The 1,894-nt window shown below is 66.8% G+C and carries 1 protein-coding gene; it reads right to left on the bottom strand.

Going from position 1 to position 1,894, the window contains the following annotated elements; all coding sequences use genetic code 11:
- On the bottom strand, window positions 1-1,197 hold a 1,197-nt coding region (locus tag C1A33_RS24530), incomplete at its 3' end, for a reverse transcriptase domain-containing protein (RefSeq protein WP_243407906.1).
- Between the last annotated feature and the right edge of the window lie 697 nt (window positions 1,198-1,894).

Genomic DNA, 1,894 nt, shown 5'->3' with positions numbered 1-1,894 from the left:
CAGTGCCTGGAACGTTTCCGTGGACACGACACCCCGGTAGTAGGCAGCCCACCCCCGGATGATCGGGTTGAGCGTGCGGATGACCGCGCTCGCGTTGGCCCCGCGCAGGGCCTTCATCGCGGCGGCCAGTCGTGCCCGGACACGCATGACCGCGTCCTTGCTGGGTTTTACTATCAGCTTCGGCCCGTAGCGCCGGACGTTGAACCCGAGGAAGTCGAAGCCCTCGTCGAGGTGGACCACACGGGTCTTGTCCTCGTTGAAGGCCAGCCCTCGGGCCGCCAGCCATGGCGTCAGCTGGGCTTTGACCTGTTCGGCCTGTTCCCGGCTGTCGCACAACGCCACGAAGTCGTCGCAGTACCGCACCAGCGCCGGTGTTCCCGTGATTGTTTCCTCGGACTTCCGGTAGGGATTCCACCCGTAGACGGTGCCTGCGGCTTGGCCCATCCCGTGCAGCGCGATATTAAAGAGTAACGGGCTGATCACACCACCTTGGGGAACTCCTTCGGTGGTGGGACGGTACCCGTCCAGGCCGATCACGCCCGCCGCCAGCCATCTGGCCACCACTTCCCGTCCCGGGAAGCTGCCCAGCAGCCCCAGCGTGTGATCATGGTCGACGTGGTCGAACGCCGCTTCCAGGTCCGCGTCCAGCGCCCACCGGCGTTTCGTCCGCGTGCCCGCCACGGTCCAGAAGATCGCGGCGACGGCGTCCTGGCAGCCGCGCCCAGGCCGGAAGCCATACGACTTCGGCTCGAACCTCGCTTCCCACTCTGGTTCCAACGCGGTGACCACCATCGCCTGAACCGCCCGATCGGCGATCACCGGTATTCCCAGCGTCCTGCTCTTGTTCTTTCCTCGCTTCGGGACGAGTACCCGCCTGACCGGTTGTGCGGTCCACGACCGGGACCGCTTTTGCACCGTGTCGGCCAGTTCGGCCTTCTCCGGCGCGTCCAGCACGACCCGGCCGTCCACCCCCGGAGTCAGACGGCCAGCATTGACCTCCGTCACCCGCCGCACGCTCACCTGAGCGTTCGCCAGAGACCGCAAGGCCAGCTTCTGCAGATTCCGGAGACGTTTCATGTCCCCGTCCCTTGACGCCGCGAAGATCCGTTGCCGTAGCCTGCGTACTTCCCGGTTCGCCTGGTCCCAGTCGATGTCGTACCAGTCCCAGCCGGGCCGGTCGTCCTCCGGTCCGTTCACCCCGGCGACCGCCGGGGTGTCCAACGTGTCCTTCGGTTCCGCCAGTAGGGTCGTCGGTTGTCTCCGCGGGCTCACCTGACCCACGTGGGCGCCCTTTCGGGCCCGGACACCAGGTCCGGTATCCGGCCGGTTCCTCCCATGGCCCACGCCAGGAGGAGGCGCGACTACGGTCATGGTCTTCCCGTCACCTTTCGGCCTGCCGGCATTCGCTTCTTGGGTCATCCTGCTCCCGCCGGGGGATCGGCCTTCCTCACGGTCGGCTCACCAGCCCTCACGGGCCGGACCACGACGGGGTTCCACGTTCCACACGCACAAGCAACGACCGGATTGGGTGCCCTCTCGACCCCGGGGACGGCGGTGCCCGCCACGACCGCTACCGAATGGACGGCCGTCGCCTGCCGCCTCACAACGGCATGGTCCCTAAACCCCGGCAGTCCTTCCATCTATCCGAGGCTCAACGTAACGAGGCATCATCGAGGGTTCACTCGCGTTCACCCGCCCGGCCTTTCTCTCACCTGTAACCCCCGGATGGATCAGGGGCCCTTGGGCTTTCCCCGGAGCTTCGCACCCCGCCGTTACCGGCGACGCACGTCCAGGTGGGAACGGGCCATCGGGCACTGGCCCGGGACTATATCGCCGGTATCAACCGGCCCTCCTTCCGATACATCCACTTGTCACGTGCGACCTCGTGTCGCAC

Origin of the sequence: Frankia canadensis, from assembly GCF_900197875.1 — a bacterium.
Taxonomy (GTDB): domain Bacteria; phylum Actinomycetota; class Actinomycetes; order Frankiales; family Frankiaceae; genus Frankia; species Frankia canadensis.
The sequence above is the reverse complement of the archived record's forward strand: the minus strand, read 5'-3'. Positions and strand labels throughout refer to the sequence as shown.